Raw genomic sequence first — 18,839 nt, forward strand, 5'->3', positions numbered from 1 at the left:
AAGCCCCTATTTCTTCCCCGCCGGCGCTGCCGCTGCCGGTGCCGCTGCCGCTGCGGCTTGCGTAGCTTCGGTATCGAGGCCGACTTGCAATTTGCCGCCGTCACGCAGCACATTCTCCTCGGTCCTCTTGTTCATCACAATGATGCTGATGCGGCGATTGATCGGGTTGAAAGGATCGGCGCGGTCCAGGTGGGCGGCGCTGGCCAGCCCCACCACGCGCAGGATCTTATTGTCGGCCAGTCCGCCATGCAGCAGCGCGCGGCGCGAAGCATTGGCACGATCGGCCGACAGTTCCCAGTTACTGTACCCCGTTTCGGTGAAATACGGCGTGGAGTCGGTGTGGCCGGACAGGCCGATCTTGTTCGGCACGTCGTTCAGGGCCGGCGCGATGGCTTCCAGGATCTCGCGCGCATACGGCTGCAAGTCGGCCTTGCCGGCATTGAACATGGGGCGGTTCTGCAAGTCGACGATCTGGATGCGCAAGCCTTCGCTGGTGAAGTCCAGCAAGAGTTGCTCCTTGAACTTCTTGAGCTCGGCGTTGGTATCGATGGTCATTTCGATACGGGCACGCAAGGCCTGCAGGCGCGAACGCTCTTCCGCCTCGAGCGCCTTCTTGGCGGCATCCAGGTTGTAAGTCTTGCTCTGGGCCGGATCGTCGGTCATCTTGACCTGGCCGGTACGGCGCGACAGGTCCGAGCCGCCGCCCTGGATCACCGAGGAACTGTCGCCGCTGCCCGAGCCGCCCTGCATGGCGACCTTCAGCGGCGTCTTGAAGTATTCGGAAATACCGTTCAGGTCGCCCTTGGTCGTCGAGCCGAGCAGCCACATCAGCAGGAAGAACGCCATCATCGCCGTCACGAAGTCGGCGTAAGCGATCTTCCAGGCGCCGCCGTGGTGGCCGCCACCGCCTTTCTTGATCTTCTTGACGACAATGGGCCGCAGGCCTTCTTCAGCCATGGCAGGTCCTCGCTTCCATTACTTCGACTTCGATTTCTTGATATGTTCTTCCAGCTCGGAGAAGCTTGGGCGCTCGGTAGAGTACAGTACCTTGCGGCCAAATTCCACAGCCAGGGCCGGGGCATAACCATTCAGGCTGGCCAGCAGCGTGACCTTTACGCACTGGAACATCTTGGTCGACTCTTCCAGCTTCTGCTCCAGCAGGCTGGCCAGCGGGCCGACGAAACCGTAGGCCAGCAAGATACCGAGGAAAGTACCGACCAGCGCGTGCGCGATCAGCATGCCCAGCTCGGACGGCGGGATGCCCACCGATTCCATCGTGTGCACCACGCCCATCACCGCCGCCACGATACCGAATGCCGGCAGGCCGTCGCCCAGCTTGGCGATGCAATGGGCCGGCACATGGCCCTCCTGGTGGTGGGTGTCGATCTCGTTGTCCATCAGGTTCTCGATCTGGAAAGCATCCATATTCCCCGACACCATCAGGCGCAGATAGTCGGTCATGAACTCGATGATATGGTGGTCTTCCAGCACTGCCGGGTATTTGCTGAACAGCGGGCTGTCTTCCGGCTTGTCGATATCGCCTTCAATCGACATCAGGCCTTCCTTGCGCACCTTGGACAGCACGTCGAACAGGAGCGACATCAGCTCCATGTACAAGTCCTTGGTATAGCGCGAACCCTTGAACAGCGTCGGCAGCGCGGCCAGCGTAGCCTTGATGGACTTGCCGTTATTGCCAACAAAGAAAGCGCCCGCAGCAGCGCCGCCAATCATCAGCAGTTCCAGAGGTTGGAACAGGGCCGCCAGATGGCCGCCGGACAGCGCGAAACCACCAAAAACGGAGCCAAGGACGATGAGGTAACCGACAATGACTAACAAGCGCGCGAACTCCCCGATAGCTAGTTAAAAGCAATAATATTCCACAGTGGAACTACAATAACGTGAAGACGCCTCTGCGGCAAGGAAAACTGCCTCTAAAATGCTCTTATATAAAGGAGCGGACCACCCTCTGTGGTGCGAATGGTCTTGATGCCGTTTGCAGCTGGAATTTCAAATTCATAACTGGCAAGCAAACTACCGGCCCGCATCTCCCGCTGGGCCTTGCGCCACAAGGCCGGCATGGCGGCCGGCGACAGGTAAGCGAACACCAGGTCGTATTTTGCAAAGTTTAACTGTTCATAGTCGCCACGCACGAAGCGCGCGCGGCTGCCGGACAACGCGGCCCGCAAACGCGACACCAGCCACGGCACCGGCGCCAGTTCAATTCCCACAACTTCCGATTCGGGCCGCGCAACGGCCAGGTGCAAGGCGAAGCCGCCGAGGCCGCTACCGATATCGATCATGCGCAGCACCCTGCCCTGCGGCAGCTCAGCCAGCACGGCGCGCCACACTGCCGGATTCGATGGATAGTAAGGGACCTGGGTGCGATAGGTGGACCAATACCAGCCCAGCAAGAGAAGAAAGGCAGCGGCAGCCAGCCAGGGCGGCAGCTGCAGCGCGAGCCCGGCCAGCAGGGCGACGGGAAATAGAAGCTGGATCGGCAGCCACCACCGCGCCAGGCCAAGCTTCCAGCTGATGCCGGCAGCCAGCAAACCTTGCAGCAGCGCGGCTTGCAGCAAGGTCAACCCATGGCCGAGCGCATCAAGGGCAACCGCCAGCGCGGCGCACGGCAGCAGCGCGCCGGCCTGGACCAGCAGCGCCTGGAAGGCTGGAACTCTAAAATTCATTGCAGGAGTATACCCGGGCCAGCATCGTTGGCACTGCAGTGCCTGACCCTGCGGGTCAGGCACTGGTTTACCGGTTTTGTGTGCGTATGCACCGAAACCTAAACCGGCAACCCGTTGTCAGACCCACGGGGTCTGACACCATCCCAATCAAGCAGCGACCGCTTCGGCAGCATCCTTGGCCTTGCGGGTCTTGCCGGCACGCGAAGGCATATGGCACAGGCCGCACTTGTAGTCGCGGTTCAGGTCCATGGCGTCGACTACGAACTTGCCTTTGCAGCAAGTGCAGGGCTTGAGCTGCAGCATATTGCTGCCTGCGAACTTGACCAGGGTCCAGGCGCGGGTCAGCGAGAGCAGCGGCTCTTCGCCGGTAGCCGGCGGCATCTGCTCCAGGTAGAGCTGGTAAGCCTTCATCACGGCATGGATGCCGGTGGCGCCCGCGTGCTCGACCAGGAAGTTATGGATGTTCATGAACAGCGACGAGTGGATGTTCGGCTGCCAGGTCAGGAACCAGTCGGTCGAGAAAGGCAGCATGCCCTTCGGCGGCGACACGCCCTTCAGCTCCTTGTACAGCTTGAGCAGGCGTTCGCGCGACAGCGACACTTCGGTTTCCAGCAGTTGCAGGCGGGCCCCCAGGTTGATCAGCTCGATGGCCAGCTGGATTTCCTGCGCTTCGGTCACCACACTCTTCTTGCTCATGGCGTCGCTCCTTAAGCGATTTCTTCAACAGCCTGGCCGGCCATCAGGATGGCGGCGTGGGACTGGGCCAGGGAACGGTCCTTGTTGTAGTTGGTCAGCATGCCGAGAATGGCGCTGTCGTCGAAGCGGAAGCGAGCCAGCATCATGTTGCCGCCAGCCAGCTTCAGGATCTGGGCATTGCTCATGCCTTCGATCAGGTCAGCGATGTCGGCGGAAATGCCCAGGCGGAAGATCGCGGTGACTTTGTCGGCGCGGATCATCTGCTGCGCCAGCATCAGGTAGCTCAGGTTCGCATCGCGGATTTCAGCCATCATGTCGTTTGCGGTCATGTCCATCTCCAGTCAGTTTCAGCTTGCAACGCAATTTTCGTTGCTGTTGAGATACATTCTGCTGGAGACGCGATAAAGCGCAAAGAGGCGGCACTCTGTATTTTGGGTCGGGAATAGACGAAGTCGCCCCGTAGGATTTTGTCCTACAGAGGGCTGCCCATAGAGGGACAACGCCAGTATTGGCGTGGGTTTGCGGGGCGTTCGGTCTCGCTCAAAACGCAGGAGCCGAAGGTAAAAATGCGATGTCGGCGTGGTGCTTTTTTGCGACATCTGAACTGGTAACGGCAGGGTTTTGGAGAACTTTAGGGTTCCGAGCAAAAAATTTTAAGATTTTTTCACTCATTCCAAAATGCCGAACAGCAAGCCTTTTACCGGGCTTCTAAAAACGGTAACGGCAGGGGTTTGGGGAACTTTAGGTTTTTTTTGAAAAAAATTTTGAAAATTTTTTGGTTCCTTTGAAATCAATGGCTTAGCCAACCAAACCGGTTGGCGGCCGCCGCGTATCGGTGTCAGACCCTGCGGGTCTGACACCGGTTTACCGGTTTTGGCCAAGAAAAGGTTGCTACAATCTCACTTTGTTTAAGTCTCAAGGAAAATGCCCTCATGATTTCCCGTTCCGACTGCCTGGCGCGCGACGCCGCGGACACCCTGGCGCCCCTGCGCGAGCAGTTCGACCTGCCTGCCGGCGTGATCTACCTGGATGGCAACTCCCTGGGCGCGCGTCCCAAAGCCGCCCTCACCCGCGCCACCGAAGTGATCGCCAGGGAATGGGGCAAGGACCTGATCACCAGCTGGAACACCGCCGGCTGGTTCGACATGCCGAAGCGCTTGGGCGACAAGCTGGCCCCGCTGGTCGGCGCCAAGGCCGGTGAAGTGGTGGTTACCGACACCACCTCGATCAACCTGTTCAAAGCCCTGGCCGCCGCCCTGCACGCGCAGGCGCATACCGGCCGCAAGATCATCATCAGCGAGCGCTCGAATTTTCCGACCGATATCTATATGGCCCAGGGCCTGACGTCCTGGCTCGACCGCGGCTATGAAGTGCGCCTGGTCGACAGTCCGGACCAGCTTCCTGCCGCCATCACCGCCGACGTCGCCGTGGTCATGCTGACCCACGTGAACTACCGCACCGGCTACCAGCACGACATGGCCGCCACCAGCGCCCTCGCCCACCAGCATGGCGCAATGGTCGTGTGGGACCTGTGCCACTCAGTCGGCGCGGTACCGCTCGACCTGCACGCCGATGGCGCCGACTTCGCCGTCGGCTGCACTTATAAATACCTGAACGGCGGCCCGGGCTCGCCGGCCTTCATCTGGGTCCCCGAGTGCAACCAGGACAAATTCAGCCACCCGCTGTCCGGCTGGTGGGGCCACGCCAATCCATTCGCCATGGCACCCGACTTCGCGCCGACCAAGGGCATTGGCCGCGCGCTGTGCGGCACCCAGCCGGTGGCTTCGCTGGCCATGGTGGAATGCGGCCTGGACGTCTTCGCGCAAACCACCATGGATGCGGTGCGCGCCAAGTCACTGGCCCTGACCGACCTGTTCATCGCCCTGGTGGAGCAGCGCTGCCCCAACCATCCACTGGGCCTGGTCACGCCGCGCGAGCATGTGCGGCGCGGCTCCCAGGTCAGCTTCACCCACCCGCACGGCTACGCGGTGATGCAGGCCCTGATCGCGCGCGGCGTGATCGGCGATTACCGCGAGCCGGAAATCATGCGCTTCGGCTTCACGCCGCTATACACCAGCTTTGCCGACGTGTGGGATGCCGTGGAAATCCTGAAGCAGATCCTGGACGATAAGGCCTACGACATCACTGCCGCCCGCGGCGCCGTCACCTGAGACACGACACAATATGACCGAAGAAAAGAAAGACGCCGCCTGGCACGGGGCGCAAATGGACTTCTCCAAGTCCATGAGCTATGGCGACTACCTGGGCCTGGAAAAGATCCTGAACGCGCAGCACCCGCTCTCGCCCAACCACAATGAGATGCTGTTCATCGTGCAGCACCAGACCAGCGAATTGTGGATGAAGCTGATGCTGCACGAGCTGCACGCCGTGGTCGACCATATACGCCGCGACGACCTGCCGCCGGCCTTCAAGATGCTGGCCCGCGTGGCGCGCATCATGGACCAGCTGGTGCACGCCTGGGACGTGCTGGCCACCATGACCCCGCCCGAATACACCGCGATTCGCCCTTACCTGGCCTCCTCGTCCGGCTTCCAGTCACACCAGTACCGCGAAATCGAATTCATCCTCGGCAACAAAAACGCGAACATGCTGGCGGTGCACCAGCAGGCGCCGGAAGCGCATGCCCTGCTCGACGCGGCGCTGCATGCGCCGTCGCTGTACGACGAAGCGATCCGCCTGCTGGCGCGCAATGGCCTGCAGATCGACGCCGGGCGGCTGGACGGCGACTGGACCCAGCCGACCGTGGCCAACGAGTCGGTACAGAAAGCCTGGCTCGAGGTATATCGCGACACCACACGATACTGGGCCCTGTACGAGCTGGCGGAAAAGCTGGTCGACATGGAGACCGCCTTCCGCTTCTGGCGCTTCCGCCATGTCACCACGGTCGAACGGGTGATCGGCTTCAAGACCGGCACGGGCGGCACGGCCGGCGTGTCCTATCTCAGGAAGATGCTCGATGTGGTACTGTTCCCGGAATTGTTCGCTTTAAGGACCGCTTTGTGAAACGCTTGCTCGCTGCCTTGCTGGCCGCGGCGTGTGCGCTGCCGGCAATGGCACGCGACGACCGCCCCGGTGTTTTCGATTACTACGTGATGTCGCTGTCCTGGTCGCCCGAGTATTGCGCCGGCCGTGGCGGCGGCGACCCGGTGCAGTGCGCCACCGGCCGCCAGCTCGGCTTTGTGCTGCACGGCCTGTGGCCGCAATTCGAGCGCGGCTATCCCGAAAGCTGCGGCCGCGTCAGGATTTCGAACAGCCTGCGCGAGCAATACGAGTCGCTCTACCCTTCGCCCAAACTGCTGTTCCATGAATGGAACAAACACGGTTCCTGCTCCGGCCTGCAACCCCAGGATTACCTGGCGTTGAGCGCCAGGCTGCGCGACAGCCTGAAGATCCCGGCCGATTTCGCGCGCCCGCAGCAGCCGGTGCGCGTCACGCCCGGCCAGTTCGAGGCCAAATTCCACCAGGCCAATCCATGGCTGGCCAAAGACTCCGTGCTGCCCGTCTGCGGCTCCGGCGGCCGTTTCCTGCGCGAAGCACGCGCATGTTTCAGCAAGGACGGCAAATCGCGCAGCTGCTCGCAAGAAGCCATCGCCTACTCGCAGAAGAGCTGCGGCCAATCCACTTTCCTGATGAAAAATGTGAAGTGATGGCGCTAAGCGTGCGCCGCCCAAGGCACGCTTGCAGCGACAATAAGCGCGCTGTACTGCGCGCCTGCTTGCCATACCACGGGGGGAACCGTTATCGCGGGCTCGCGAACTTTGAGGAGCCACCGAATGGGAACTCATCTGAAAAAGGGGCTGGCGACGCTGGCCTTGATTGCCGCTTGCGGAGCAGCGCAAGCTGATCCACTTGTCTTCAACGCCTCACTCAGCGGCGCGGCGGAATCCCCGCCAAACGCATCGGCAGCCACGGGCGATGTGACCGTGCTGTTCGATATCGACAACCACTACATGACCATTGCAGCCAGCTTTACCGACCTGGAAGGCCTGAGCGGCGCTGCCCACATCCATTGCTGCACCGCCGTGGCCGGCGACGGCACCGCCGGTGTCGCCACCATGCTGCCGACCCTGACCGGCTTCCCGGAGAACGAAACCAGCGGCAGTTATGCCTCGTTCTTCAGCACGTCGCAGGAATCGTTCTGGAACCCGACCTTCCTGGCCAATAACGGCGGCACCACGGCCGGCGCCGAGGCCGCACTGCTGGCCGGGCTCAATGCCGGCGCCGCGTATTTCAACATCCACTCGAACGTCTACCCGAGCGGTGAAATCCGCGGCTTCCTGGCGGCGCCGATTCCCGAGCCGGCACAGATCCTCATGCTGCTGGCCGGCCTGCCCTTGCTGTTACTGCGCAAGCGGGAAAACTAGCGAGGAATCGGGTTGCGTGACGCCACGTTCAGCATGTTCCAGGAACGGATGACCGCAACCACGAAGCCCAGTTCCGCGATCTCTTCGTCGGAGAAATGCTCCTTGACACGGGCGAAAGCTGCGTCGTCGGGATCGCGGACTGGAATTGCATTGATCAACTCCGACCATTCCAGCGCAGCGCGTTCGCGCTCGCTGAAGAATGGCGCCTCGCGCCAGCCCGCCACCGCATTCACATGGCGCGGGTCGACGTCCATCTTCAGCAAGTCCTGGTAATGCATGTCGATGCAAAAGCCGCAGCCATTGATTTGCGATACGCGCAGCAGGACCAGGTCCACCAGCTTCTTGCCCAGCAGTTCACGGTTCAGGCCATTCGACAGCGCCAGCAGGTTCTGGAACGATTTCTGGGACAGTTGGAAGTAGTTGTAACGCAGGGTGCTCATGGAAAATCCTTTCGGTCTGATGGTAAAGGCCACGCTGTGCGGCCTTCTCAACCATTAGACGGAGCAGCCTGCCGGTTTGTGACAGCCCGGCTAAAAATTTTTTCCAGGCTGGGCGGGGAAGGTGCACACCCGGTCGCGGCCGGCCCGCTTGGCCGCATACAGGGCGGCATCGGCCCGCTGCAGGAGTTCGCCCAGCGTCTCACCCGGCTGGTGCGCGGCCACGCCGGCGCTGATGGAGAGTTCGATCCCCGACAGGGCGCCGTCGAAACGCTGGGCGCGCACTTCGCTGCGCACCCGCTCGGCAAACTGCAGGCTGTGTTCGAGGTCGAGCTTGGGCAGGAAGACGGCAAACTCGTCGCCGCCATTGCGTACCGCGATGTCGATGCGGCGCGTATGGCTGTTCAAGACTCCGCCGATGCGTTGCAGCACCACGTCGCCGGCCAGGTGGCCGAAATTGTCATTGATTTGCTTGAAACGGTCGATGTCGAACACCAGCAGGCCAACACGTTCGGCCGGATCGCGCTCGTGCTGCTGCAGCAGGCGGGCCGCGGCATCTTCCATGTAATGGCGCGTGTACAGGCCCGTCACGGCGTCGCGCACTGCCAGCTGGTAGTATTTGGAGCGGTCCTTTTCCAGCGCGCTGTTGTCCAGTTGGGCGAGCCGCAGGTCTTCATAGGCCGACAGCAGCTTCCGGTGCGCCTGCTCCAGCTCCTGCTGCTGGCGCGCCTCGGTGGTGACGTCCTCATAGATGGTGACGAAACCCATGACCCGTCCCTGTTCATCGCTCATGGGGCGGCCGGTCACTTGCAGGACCGTGCCATTGGCGCGCGTGCGCCGGAAACGGTGCGGCACGAACTGGCGCGCCAGGTTGATGCGCTCGCGCACCTGGGCCTCCGGATCGCCGGGCCCGAATTCCCCGCGCAGGGCGTTGAAGCGGAACAGATCCTCCAGCAGCACGCCAGGCTGCATCAGGCTATCGGGGAAATCCAGGCATTGGCAAAACGTCTCGTTCCAGAACCTGAACTGCAGGTCGCGGTCGATGATGGACATGCCAACCGGCAGGTACTGCATGGCGCGCAGCAGGTCCGCCTGCCCGATTTGCATGCCGCGCTCGCGGGTTTCGCTCAACATGTCAGGGCCTCCTCTGCTTGCGTGCCAGCCAACCTCAGTTAACGATGTGCGCCAGTTTATCGGGGTTGCGCACCACATAGATGCCGGTGATGCGCTGGCCGTCGGTGGCAAAGCCCTGCGCCGATTCCAGCTTGCCGTCCACGAAGCGCAGCAAGCCCGGCTCGCCGTTGACCATGGCAGCGCGGTATTCGATGGCGCCCAGCTTGTGCATGCCGGCGTACAGCGCAGCGATCTTGTCCGGATCGGTGATGACGATGCCGAAGGACTTGACCTTGCCGCCGCCATCGCCCACCAGTTCCAGGTCTTCCGCCAGCAGGGCGCGGACCGCCGCCTTGTCGCCGCTGGCCGAGGCCTCCACGAAACGCTGCAAGAGCTGGCGGTGGGTGTCGGCCGGGATATCAAAGCGCGACTGGCCTTGCTGCACACGGTCGCCGGCGCGGCTCACCATCTGGCGGCACGCCGCTTCCGACTTGCCAAGCTGCTCGGCCACCTCGTTGTAGTCGTAATCGAACACCTGGCGCAGCAGGAAGGCGGCGCGCTCCTCGGGACCTAGCCGCTGCAGCAGCCACATATAGGCCAGCGACAGGTCGCTGGCCCGCTCGGCCTGCGCCTCCGGCGTCTCCTCGTCGACTGCCACCAGCGGTTCCGGCAGCCACAGGCCCTCGTAGGCTTCGCGTTCGGCAATGGCGGCGCGCAGGCGGTCGATGGAAAGGCGGGTCACCACCGTCACCAGCCAGGCCTCGGCCGATTGCACGCCGCTGGTATCGGCGCCCTGCCAACGAATCCAGGCATCCTGCACCACGTCTTCTGCATCGGCGCGCACGCCCAGCATGCGATAGGCGATGGCAAACAACCGCGCACGGTGCGCGGCAAAGTCGATTGGATCATTCATGATGCAGGACTATAGCCGACCTTGTGCACTTTCAGCAGCACTTCGCGCAATTCGCGCACGCGCGGCGGCTTGCTCAGCACTTCATCGACGCTGGCCGGCTTGGCGTCCACGTCGCCCTCCGGAATCAGGCGCTGGCCCCAGCCGGTAACCAGGATCACCGGCGTGGCCGGCGACAGCTCCTTGATGCAGCCGGCCACCTTGCGGCCATCGACGTGCGGCATGCCAAGGTCGCTGAATACCGCGTCGAAAGGCTGGCTGGATTCCATCGAAGCGCGGAATTGCTCGATGCCGGCGGCGCCGCCATTGGCCGCCACCACCGTGTGGCCGTCGCGCTGCAGGATGGTGGTCATGGACGCCAGCACGGCCGGATCGTCGTCAATCACCAGCAGGCGCATGGGTTCGGCCACCGCCACCGTCGTGGCAGGCGCTTCCAGCGGCGGCATGGCGGGATGCGCCTGCGGCAGCGGGAAGGCCAGCGACACGGTGGTGCCCTGCCCGATCATCGATTCCACCTGCACCACCGCGCTGTGGCGTTCGGCCATCGAATTGACGGTGGCCAGCCCCAGGCCGCTGCCGCGCTCGCCCTTGGTGGTGAAGAACGGGTCCAGGCAGTGGCGGCGCGTCGACTCGTCCATGCCGACGCCGCTGTCCACCACGTCGACAATGGCATGCTCGCCGGTGCTGCGGGTGCGCAGGATCAGGGCGCCGCCTTCCGGCATCGCATCGACCGCATTGAACACCAGGTTGGTCAGGGCTTCACGGATTTCCGGCTCGGAGCCCATCACGGACGGCAGCCCCGGCGCCAGCTCCAGCTTCATATTGATCACCACGCCGCGCTGCTGCGGCATATCGCTCCAGCGCGCCCGCGTCAGGTCGGCCACCTGCTGCGCCAGCACGTTCAGGCTGACGCTGGTGAGCTCCATCTGCGGCTCGCGGCGGCGGTACAGTTCGCGCATGCGCGCCACCGTCGCCGCCACGTCGTCGATGGCGCGCGCTATCACCTGCAGGTTGCTGCGGCCGCTGGCGCTCAGGCCCGTTTCGGTTTCCAGCAGGGTTTCGGTGTACAGCGCTACCGGCGAGATGGCGTTGTTGATGTCGTGCGCGATGCCGCTCGCCATCTGGCCCAGGGCTCGCAAGCGCTCCTCGCGGGTGACCGACTGCTGCGTCGCATGCAGGGTGTGGTAAGCCTGCTGCAGCGCCCCATACAACTGCGCCTGGCGTGCCGCCAGCGCCGCGTGCTCGCTCAACTGGCGCAGGAATTCGCATTCGCCGCTGGAGAAGGCATTCGGAATGGTGCGCGCCACGGCCAGCACGCCGAAGACCACGCTCTCGGCCTGCAGCGGCGCCAGCACCAGGGAATTCAGGCCGCCGCGCGCCAGCCGGTGCGGGAACGGGAATTCACTGCCGCTGATGTCCGGTTCGTACACCAGTTGCCCCTTCACGCAGCGCGACAGGCCGTTGTTGTCGATCGAAACCTGGGCGCCTTCCTTCAGCGACGCGTCGCCCGGCAGCATGGCATTGCCCAGGCCGACGCAACTGGCTTCCAGCACGCCCTCCTGCAGCAGGAACACGCAGGCAAAGTCCACCGGCAACTGGTCTTCCAGGTTGCGCACCAGGACTTGCAGGATACTGCGCAAGTCCTGCCGCTCGCCGATCGAGCGCGTCATCTGGTGCAACAGGCTGAGCCGGCCAAGCTGGGCCTGCACCTTCAGCTCGGCGCCATGACGCACCTCCATCTCGTCGTGCAGGGCGGCATTGACGGCAACCAGTTCGTCGCGCGAGACCGTGGTGGCGCGCAGGCGTTCGGTCATGGCATCGAAAGCACGCGCCAGGTCCCCCACTTCGTCAACGGCATTCATGTTCATGCGGAAGTCCAGCTTGCCCGAGCCCACCAGTTCGGCGCCACGCCGCAGCCGCTCCAGCGGATGGGCCACGCTGCGGATCGTCAAGGCCAGTGCGCCCAGCACGGTCAGCGCCAGCAGCAGGCCAAGGCCGGCCGCCACGGCGGAAGCATTCTGCTGCGCCTGCAGCACGCCCTGGCGGCTGCGGCGCGCCAGTTCTTCCGCATCCCGTATCATGTCCTGCGTGCGCGACATCAACTGGCCGAACAGCCGCGCTTCCAGCAGGTGCAGCACCTCCGCCCGTTCAGGGGTGGCGCGCAATTCCTGCCGCACCAGCAGCAGTTCGGAGAAATGCCGTGCCAGCAGGGGCAGGTTTTCCTGCAGGTCGTGCAGCAGCTGCGCCTCCTCCGCTTGCCGGAACAGTTCATCGCGCAGCAACAGGCCTTGCAAGGAATCCTTGCGCAATTGCCACTGGATGTGGGAGCGCCGCTCCTGGGTCTGCGCATATTCGAGGGAAAGGTAGCGCAGCGCCACCACGCCGCTGACGATTTCCCCGGCACGCTCGTTGCGCTGCAGCTCCTGCTTGACCTGGCGCGTCGCGCCGATCATCAGCAGCACGGCCAGCGCCACGCCGGCCACGCACAGCCATTGGGCCCACTTCAGGCGAGTGATAATTTTCATGATCGCTTAGTGGATGACGGTGACAGCATTCGGCCGCACCTCGCCCAATCCTTCCAGGTACACATTGTCGAGGAAATTCGGCACTTCGCGCGAATTGGCCAGCCGGTTGCGGATGGCCCAGCGGGCCCGGTCCTCAAAGGCCAGCAAGAGCGACTGGTCCAGCTCCAGGCCGAAGTGGTAAGTCGGCCAGGCCGCCACCACTTCATCGCGATTCAGCTTGGCGGTTGCCGGCAGCAGGGGCTGCGCCTCCCGCGGCGACTTTTCGCACCAGGCCGAGCCCTGCTCGATGGCCTGCAACAGGCGTGGGACGACGGCCGCCCGCTCGCCGGTAAAGCGCTGCAGCGAGACCAGGTTGTAGATGCTCTCGTACGCCTGTTCGCCGGAAAAGCTCACCGCCGTATCACCGAGCTGCTTGCGCATGGCGCCGAGGAAGGGTTCCCAGCCGGCCACCGCGTCCACGTCGCCGCGCTGCAGCGCCTGGCCCAGTTCTTCCGGCTTGTAGTTGACCATGGTGACTTCGCTGCCATCCATGCGTTGCCAGTTCAGGAAAACGTCCAGCGTGAACTGGCCCGAGGTTCCCTGCGTGACGCCGATGCGCTTGCCCTTCAGGCTGGCCGGGGTCAGCACGCCGTGATCGCGGCGGCCGATGATGCCGTGGTCCTTGCCGGTGCGGAAAAAGGTGGCCAGCACCTTGACCGGCACACCGTCCATGGCGGCAAACACGATCGGTATATCGGCCACGGTGCCGACATCGGCCTTGCCGTCGACCACCGCCTGCATCGACGCCTTGCCGCTCGAATAAGGCAGCACCTTGACCTGCAAGCCCTGTTCGGTGAAATAGCCGCGCTGCTGGGCGGCCACCACGGCGCAGGTGCCGACATATTCGGTGTTGGCCGCGATCACCAGCGACTGCGCCGGCCGCGCCGGTTGCCGCTGCTGCTGCCACAGCCAGGCCACGCCCAGCGCCAGCACGACGAACAACACGGCAAGGACCTGCATGGTTCGGCTACGCATGTTGCACCTGTTGGGTAGTTTCCGGCGCCAGCGGCAGTTCCACCCAGAAGGTGCTGCCCTGGCCCGGCTGGCTCTCGACGCCGATGGCGCCTTGCATGGCCTCGACCACGCGCCGGGTGAGGGCAAGGCCAAGGCCGCTGCCCTCCTCCTCCTCGTCGCGGCCGAGGCGGTGGAAAGGCTGGAAGATGTGCTGCACCTGCTCCGGCTCCAGGCCAGGGCCGGTGTCGCTGACGGAAATGCGCAGGCGGCTGCCTTCCGCTGCGGTGCAGGCCACGGCAACGCGGCCCTGGTCGTGGTTGTACTTGATGGCGTTGGACAGCAGGTTGATCAGCACCTGCACCAGGCGCGTGCGATCGGCGCGCAGGCGCTTCTCCGGCACTTCGCCGAAACCCAGGGTGATGTCGCGCTTGGCGGCCAGCGGCGTCACCATCATGCGGCATTCCTGCAGGACGGTCGGCAGGTCCACTGCTTCCATCGCCAGCGGCACCTTGCCCGCTTCGATGCGCGCCAGGTCGAGGATTTCGTTGACCAGCTTGAGCAGGTGCTGGCCGGACTGCACGATATTGCGCGCAAAGCGCTGCTTCTCTAGCTGGGTGGCCGGCAGCTTGTCGGCCGCCAGGATTTGCGCGAAGCCGAGGATGCCGTTGAGCGGGGTGCGCAGCTCGTGGCTCATGTTCGACAGGAAGCGCGACTTTTCAGCATTGGCATGCTCGGCGGCAGTGCGCGCCTGCTCCAGGCGGTGATTGGCTTCCGCCAGTTCCATCACGTTCTGGCGTAGCTGGCGTTCCAGCTCGGCGTTGGCCAGCCGCAGGGCGCGCGTGGCCTGGGCCCGCGCCAGCACCGGCAGCAAGGAAGACGCCTTGAAAGGCTTGACGATGTAATCGAGGGCGCCGCCCTGCATCGCGCGCACGGCGGTGGCAATGCTGCCCTCCCCGGTCATGATGATGCAGGCCAGGTCCGGGTCGTGCTGCAGGGCTTCCTTGACCAGGCCGATGCCGTCCATCCCCGGCATGTTCAGGTCCGACAGCATCAGATCGAAAGACTGGTTGCGCAAGAGCTCCAGCGCTGACTCGGCGCTGGAACAGCCTTCGGCATCAAACTGGTACTGGCGCAATACGTCGCACAACGCCACGGTGTGGACGCTCTGGTCGTCAACGATGAGAATGCGCTGCTTGCGAACTTCCGTCATGCAATCCTCGCGAAGGCGGGCTTGCTTTGATTATGCCGGTTGACAAGGAGGTAAAGTCTCACCAAATCTAACTAGCATATAAATCCTTGCGGCTTTGGCGCCACAGTTGGGCCAGCACCCACTGTGGCGCGCAAGAGGCACTTCTCCGCCAGCTTACTTCGACAGCAGCATTTCGTTCATGCGCTTGACGAAGGAGGCCGGGTCGGCCAGCGACCCGCCTTCGGCCAGCAAGGCTTGGTCGAACAGGATGTGGGCCCAGTCCTTGAACTTCTCGCCGCTTGCGTCTTCATACTTCAGGCGCGTCACCAGCGGGTGCTGCGGGTTGATTTCCAGGATAGGCTTGGATTCCGGCGCGGACTGGCCGGCTGCCTTCAGCATGCGCAGCAGGTTGCCCGACAGTTCGTGCTCGTCGGCCACCAGGCAGGCTGGCGAATCGGTCAGGCGGAAAGTGACGCGCACTTCCTTGGCCTTGTCGGCCAGCGCTTCCTTCATCTTGCCGACCAGTTCCTGGTACTGGGTTTCGGTCTCGGCGTGTTCCTTCTTCTCCGCCTCGTCTTCCAGCTTGCCCAGGTCCAGGCCGCCCTTGGCCACGGAATGCAGTTCCTTGCCTTCGAAGTCGTTCAGGAAGGACAGCATCCATTCGTCGACGCGGTCGGTCAGCAGCAGCACTTCAACACCCTTCTTGCGGAAGATTTCCAGGTGCGGCGAGTTCTTGGCGGCGGCGTAGCTGTCGGCGGTGACGTAGAAGATCTTGTCCTGGCCTTCTTTCATGCGGCCGACGTAGGCTTCCAGCGATACGTCCTGCACATCGCTGTCGTTGTGGGTCGAGGCAAAGCGCAGCAGCTTGGCCAGGCGTTCCTTGTTGGCGAAGTCTTCGCCGATACCCTCTTTCAGCACCTGGCCGAATTCGGTCCAGAAGGTGGTGTACTTGTCCTTCTTTTCCTGCTCGTCGGCGTTGGCCAGTTCTTCCAGCATGCCCAGCACGCGCTTGGTCGAGCCTTCGCGGATCGCTTTCACGTCGCGCGATTCCTGCAGGATTTCACGCGATACGTTCAGCGGCAGGTCGGCCGAGTCGATCACGCCTTTCACGAAGCGCAGGTAGGTCGGCATCAGCTGCTCGGCGTCGTCCATGATGAACACGCGCTTGACGTACAGCTTGATGCCGCCGCGCTTGTTGCGGTCCCACAGGTCGAAGGGAGCCTTGGCCGGGATGTACAGCAGCTGGGTGTATTCGCTGCGGCCTTCCACGCGGTTGTGGGTGTAGGCCAGCGGCGCGCCGAAGTCGTGCGACACGTGCTTGTAGAACTCTTCGTACTGTTCCTGCGTGATCTCGCTCTTGGAGCGGGCCCACAGGGCGCTGGCCTGGTTGATGGTTTCCAGCTCGTCCTTCGGCACGGTTTCCTTCTTCTCCTCGTCCCACTCTTCCTTCTGCATCTGGATCGGCAGCGAGATGTGGTCGGAGTACTTGCGGATGATGGACTTCAGTTTCCAGCTCGACAACAGTTCATCCTCGCCTTCGCGCAGGTGCAGGATGATGTCGGTGCCGCGGCCGGCCTTTTCGATCTGCTCGATCGAGTAATCGCCCTCGCCCGCCGATTCCCAGCGCACGCCTTCTTCCGCCGCCAGCCCGGCGCGGCGCGATTCGACGGTGATCTTGTCGGCCACGATGAAGCCGGAGTAGAAGCCGACGCCGAACTGGCCGATCAGGGCCGCGTCCTTCTGCTGGTCGCCGGACAGCTTGCCGAAGAATTCCTTGGTGCCCGACTTGGCGATGGTGCCGAGGTGGGAAATCGCCTCGTCGCGGCTCATGCCGATGCCGTTGTCGGAAATGGTGATGGTGCGCGCTGCCTTGTCGAAGCTGACGCGGATCTTCAGTTCGTGGTCGTTGCCGTACAGTGCGTCGTTGTTGATCGCTTCAAAACGCAGCTTGTCGGCCGCATCGGAGGCGTTCGATACCAGCTCGCGCAAGAAGATTTCCTTGTTCGAGTACAGCGAGTGGATCATCAGCTGCAGAAGCTGTTTGACTTCTGCCTGGAACCCCATGGTTTGCTTGTTTTCTGCCATTTTTACCTCAATAGTCTTATACGGAACTTCGGAATCGCCCACATGGGGCCGTTTGCGCCGATTTCAAGCCCCTGGCAACGTTTCAAAAATACAACCTTGTTGTGGACAACGACAAGTGGTTCTCTTAGCATGGTAACAACGACGCGCCGGAGACACCGTGATCAACGAAGGCCTGCTGCATGCGACCCTGCCGAAGGATACTTCGGACGCTTCCATGGTGCGTTGGATGCGCCTGGTATTGGCCGTGGCCTGCTTGTTTACCCTCGTGGTGGAACCGTCCGGCCGCGCCGACCCCTTGTCGCTGGGCGTCTTCCTGGCCTACCTGCTGCAAAGCGTAACCCTGCTCTTGCTGGCCAACCGCTCGATCCTGGTGCGCAGCAAGCTGGTGTACTGGCTTGACGTAGGCTGGTTCACGCTGATGGTCTACGTTACCGGCGGCGATGCCAGTTTTTACTTCCTGCTGTTTTTCTTCGCCATCCTGACCTCGGCCTTCAGCCACGGCTTCGAGGAAGGCGCCCGCATCACCATGGCCGCCTCGCTGGCCTTTGCGCTGACCTCCCTGTACACCCACAGCCAGGCCGAAATGGCGGTGGTGATGCTGCGCGCCACCTTCCTGCTGGCCCTGGGCTACATGATCGCGCACTGGGGCGGCATGGCCATGATCCAGCGCCAGCGCATGGCCTTGCTGCATGCGGTGAGCCAGATGTCCAATCCGCGCTTCGGGGTCGACCGCACCATCAGTTCCGTGCTGGAGCAGACGCGCCAGTTCTACGGCGCCCATAGCTGCATCCTGCTGATGCACGACAACGGCGCGGCAAGCTGGACCTTGCGCGCGGCCAGTTCGGCCAATGCCGGGCGTCCGATCCATGCCAGCAACCTGGCGCCGGACGCCGCTGCGCCGCTGCTGGTATGCGGTGAAGACGCCATCCTGCTGATGCGCCAGCCGCGCGGTCCCTGGCTGCGGCGCCGGCTGCAAATCAAGAGCTATGACAGCGCACACCAGCGCTGGGTGGAAGAAGACGCCGAGGCCGGCGAAACCCTGGCCGAATTGCTCGACGCGCTGTCGCTGATCGCGGTGCCGCTGCCGCTGCGGCGCGGTTCCGGGCGCCTGATCGTGGTGTCGCAGCGCCACCACTTCCACAAGTCGGACGCGCTGTTCCTGTTGCAGATCGCAGCCCAGGCCTTCCCCGTGATCGAGAATATCGAACTGCTGGACCGCATGGCATCGGAAGCGGTGTTGCGTGAGCGTGAGCGTATCGCCCGCGACTTGCATGACACCACGATCCAGCCTTATATCGGCCTGCGCCACGGCGTATCTGGCATCCGCCTGAAGGCCGACCCCGGCAATCCGCTGGTGCCCGACCTGGACAACCTGCTCGACGTCACTTCGCAAGTGGTGCGCGACTTGCGCAACTACGCCAAGAGCCTGCGCGGCGGGCTGGAAATGAAGGAACCGGAATTGCTCATTGCCCTGCGCCGCCAGGCCGCGCAGCTGCGCCAGTTCTACGACGTCCACATCAATGTCGACACCAAGGGTGAATTGCACATGAGCGACCGCCTGGCGGCCGAAGTGTTCCAGATCGTCAACGAGGGTATGAGCAATATCTGCAAGCATACGACGGCGCGCAACGGCTATATCGAACTGGCATGCACCGCTGGCCAGCTGACTGTGCGCATCGAGAATGAATGTTCGGGCCAGCCGGTGCTAGACTTTACACCGAGCTCAATCGCTGAACGCGCCGCCGCGCTGGGCGGCGAAGCGCGCGTGCAGCGCGGCCGCCAGAACAACACTGCGGTACAGATTGTGATTCCGGTGTGAGGT

Annotated in this window: 18 protein-coding genes; 5 read left to right on the plus strand and 13 right to left on the minus strand. The window is 63.2% G+C overall.

Annotated features, from left to right (window positions below):
- Positions 1-6: 6 nt before the first annotated feature.
- The 6 genes from motB to ACN9M3_RS21520 form a co-directional block, all read right to left on the minus strand.
- Entirely contained in the window at positions 7-957 is a 951-nt protein-coding gene (gene motB, locus ACN9M3_RS21495) for a flagellar motor protein MotB (protein WP_426162560.1), read from the minus strand.
- 18 nt (positions 958-975) lie between these two features.
- On the minus strand, positions 976-1,836 hold the full coding sequence (motA, locus tag ACN9M3_RS21500; protein WP_055936071.1) for a flagellar motor stator protein MotA: 861 nt from the start codon (positions 1,834-1,836) through the stop codon (positions 976-978).
- Positions 1,837-1,931: 95 nt separating this feature from the next.
- A complete protein-coding gene (locus ACN9M3_RS21505; RefSeq protein ID WP_426318567.1) occupies positions 1,932-2,684 on the minus strand; it encodes a class I SAM-dependent methyltransferase in 753 nt (250 codons plus the stop codon).
- A 147-nt stretch (positions 2,685-2,831) separates the two neighbouring features.
- Positions 2,832-3,380 (minus strand): flagellar transcriptional regulator FlhC, encoded by a 549-nt coding sequence (gene flhC, locus ACN9M3_RS21510; protein WP_426318568.1) that lies wholly within the window; start codon positions 3,378-3,380, stop codon positions 2,832-2,834.
- Between the two features lie 11 nt (positions 3,381-3,391).
- Entirely contained in the window at positions 3,392-3,709 is a 318-nt protein-coding gene (gene flhD, locus ACN9M3_RS21515) for a flagellar transcriptional regulator FlhD (protein WP_055936061.1), read from the minus strand.
- Between the two features lie 339 nt (positions 3,710-4,048).
- A complete protein-coding gene (locus ACN9M3_RS21520) occupies positions 4,049-4,261 on the minus strand; it encodes a hypothetical protein (protein WP_426318569.1) in 213 nt (70 codons plus the stop codon).
- Between the two features lie 51 nt (positions 4,262-4,312).
- Here ACN9M3_RS21520 and kynU point away from each other — a divergent pair, with 51 nt between their 5' ends.
- From kynU to ACN9M3_RS21540, 4 genes are all read left to right on the plus strand, one after another.
- Complete coding sequence (gene kynU / locus ACN9M3_RS21525; RefSeq protein ID WP_426162563.1) at positions 4,313-5,551, plus strand: kynureninase; 1,239 nt, start codon at positions 4,313-4,315, stop codon at positions 5,549-5,551.
- A gap of 13 nt (positions 5,552-5,564) precedes the next feature.
- Positions 5,565-6,404 (plus strand): tryptophan 2,3-dioxygenase, encoded by an 840-nt coding sequence (kynA, locus tag ACN9M3_RS21530; RefSeq protein ID WP_426162564.1) that lies wholly within the window; start codon positions 5,565-5,567, stop codon positions 6,402-6,404.
- Entirely contained in the window at positions 6,401-7,048 is a 648-nt protein-coding gene (locus tag ACN9M3_RS21535) for a ribonuclease T2 family protein (RefSeq protein ID WP_426318570.1), read from the plus strand. Before kynA ends, ACN9M3_RS21535 begins: the two co-directional genes overlap by 4 nt.
- A gap of 126 nt (positions 7,049-7,174) precedes the next feature.
- Entirely contained in the window at positions 7,175-7,765 is a 591-nt protein-coding gene (locus tag ACN9M3_RS21540) for a CHRD domain-containing protein (RefSeq protein ID WP_426162567.1), read from the plus strand.
- Here the strand turns inward: ACN9M3_RS21540 and ACN9M3_RS21545 are convergent.
- The 7 genes from ACN9M3_RS21545 to htpG form a co-directional block, all read right to left on the minus strand.
- On the minus strand, positions 7,762-8,205 hold the full coding sequence (locus ACN9M3_RS21545) for a carboxymuconolactone decarboxylase family protein (protein ID WP_426162569.1): 444 nt from the start codon (positions 8,203-8,205) through the stop codon (positions 7,762-7,764). The genes ACN9M3_RS21540 and ACN9M3_RS21545 overlap by 4 nt on opposite strands.
- Positions 8,206-8,295: 90 nt before the next feature.
- Positions 8,296-9,336 (minus strand): diguanylate cyclase, encoded by a 1,041-nt coding sequence (locus tag ACN9M3_RS21550; protein ID WP_426162570.1) that lies wholly within the window; start codon positions 9,334-9,336, stop codon positions 8,296-8,298.
- A gap of 34 nt (positions 9,337-9,370) precedes the next feature.
- A complete protein-coding gene (locus ACN9M3_RS21555; protein ID WP_426318571.1) occupies positions 9,371-10,228 on the minus strand; it encodes an RNA polymerase sigma-70 factor in 858 nt (285 codons plus the stop codon).
- Positions 10,225-12,750 carry an ATP-binding protein gene (locus ACN9M3_RS21560; protein WP_426318572.1) on the minus strand — a complete coding sequence of 842 codons (2,526 nt, stop codon included), beginning with the start codon at positions 12,748-12,750 and terminating at the stop codon, positions 10,225-10,227. The genes ACN9M3_RS21555 and ACN9M3_RS21560 overlap by 4 nt, the downstream gene beginning before the upstream one ends.
- Before the next feature lie 6 nt (positions 12,751-12,756).
- Positions 12,757-13,764, minus strand: a complete 1,008-nt coding sequence (locus ACN9M3_RS21565) for an ABC transporter substrate-binding protein (RefSeq protein ID WP_426318573.1) — start codon at positions 13,762-13,764, stop codon at positions 12,757-12,759.
- On the minus strand, positions 13,757-14,953 hold the full coding sequence (locus ACN9M3_RS21570; RefSeq protein ID WP_426318574.1) for an ATP-binding protein: 1,197 nt from the start codon (positions 14,951-14,953) through the stop codon (positions 13,757-13,759). Before ACN9M3_RS21570 ends, ACN9M3_RS21565 begins: the two co-directional genes overlap by 8 nt.
- A 153-nt stretch (positions 14,954-15,106) precedes the next feature.
- Positions 15,107-17,017 (minus strand): molecular chaperone HtpG, encoded by a 1,911-nt coding sequence (htpG, locus tag ACN9M3_RS21575; protein ID WP_426318575.1) that lies wholly within the window; start codon positions 17,015-17,017, stop codon positions 15,107-15,109.
- Between the two features lie 157 nt (positions 17,018-17,174).
- Between htpG and ACN9M3_RS21580 the strand changes: the two genes are divergently transcribed.
- Complete coding sequence (locus tag ACN9M3_RS21580; protein WP_426318576.1) at positions 17,175-18,836, plus strand: sensor histidine kinase; 1,662 nt, start codon at positions 17,175-17,177, stop codon at positions 18,834-18,836.
- Positions 18,837-18,839 lie beyond the last annotated feature (3 nt).

The sequence above is a fragment of the Pseudoduganella sp. R-43 genome, assembly GCF_049913255.1.
Taxonomy (GTDB): Bacteria; Pseudomonadota; Gammaproteobacteria; order Burkholderiales; family Burkholderiaceae_D; genus Rugamonas.

Bases quoted from the DNA above. Each gene is read 5' to 3' on its own strand.
- motB (WP_426162560.1), bottom strand. From the start codon at position 957: ATGGCTGAAGAAGGCCTGCGGCCCATTGTCGTCAAGAAGATCAAGAAA.
- ACN9M3_RS21545 (WP_426162569.1), bottom strand. From the start codon at position 8,205: ATGAGCACCCTGCGTTACAACTACTTCCAACTGTCCCAGAAATCGTTC.
- ACN9M3_RS21555 (WP_426318571.1), bottom strand. From the start codon at position 10,228: ATGAATGATCCAATCGACTTTGCCGCGCACCGTGCGCGGTTGTTTGCC.
- kynU (WP_426162563.1), top strand. From the start codon at position 4,313: ATGATTTCCCGTTCCGACTGCCTGGCGCGCGACGCCGCGGACACCCTG.
- ACN9M3_RS21505 (WP_426318567.1), bottom strand. From the start codon at position 2,684: ATGAATTTTAGAGTTCCAGCCTTCCAGGCGCTGCTGGTCCAGGCCGGC.
- ACN9M3_RS21570 (WP_426318574.1), bottom strand. From the start codon at position 14,953: ATGACGGAAGTTCGCAAGCAGCGCATTCTCATCGTTGACGACCAGAGC.
- flhC (WP_426318568.1), bottom strand. From the start codon at position 3,380: ATGAGCAAGAAGAGTGTGGTGACCGAAGCGCAGGAAATCCAGCTGGCC.
- ACN9M3_RS21540 (WP_426162567.1), top strand. From the start codon at position 7,175: ATGGGAACTCATCTGAAAAAGGGGCTGGCGACGCTGGCCTTGATTGCC.
- kynA (WP_426162564.1), top strand. From the start codon at position 5,565: ATGACCGAAGAAAAGAAAGACGCCGCCTGGCACGGGGCGCAAATGGAC.
- htpG (WP_426318575.1), bottom strand. From the start codon at position 17,017: ATGGCAGAAAACAAGCAAACCATGGGGTTCCAGGCAGAAGTCAAACAG.
- ACN9M3_RS21550 (WP_426162570.1), bottom strand. From the start codon at position 9,336: ATGTTGAGCGAAACCCGCGAGCGCGGCATGCAAATCGGGCAGGCGGAC.
- ACN9M3_RS21565 (WP_426318573.1), bottom strand. From the start codon at position 13,764: ATGCGTAGCCGAACCATGCAGGTCCTTGCCGTGTTGTTCGTCGTGCTG.
- ACN9M3_RS21560 (WP_426318572.1), bottom strand. From the start codon at position 12,750: ATGAAAATTATCACTCGCCTGAAGTGGGCCCAATGGCTGTGCGTGGCC.
- flhD (WP_055936061.1), bottom strand. From the start codon at position 3,709: ATGACCGCAAACGACATGATGGCTGAAATCCGCGATGCGAACCTGAGC.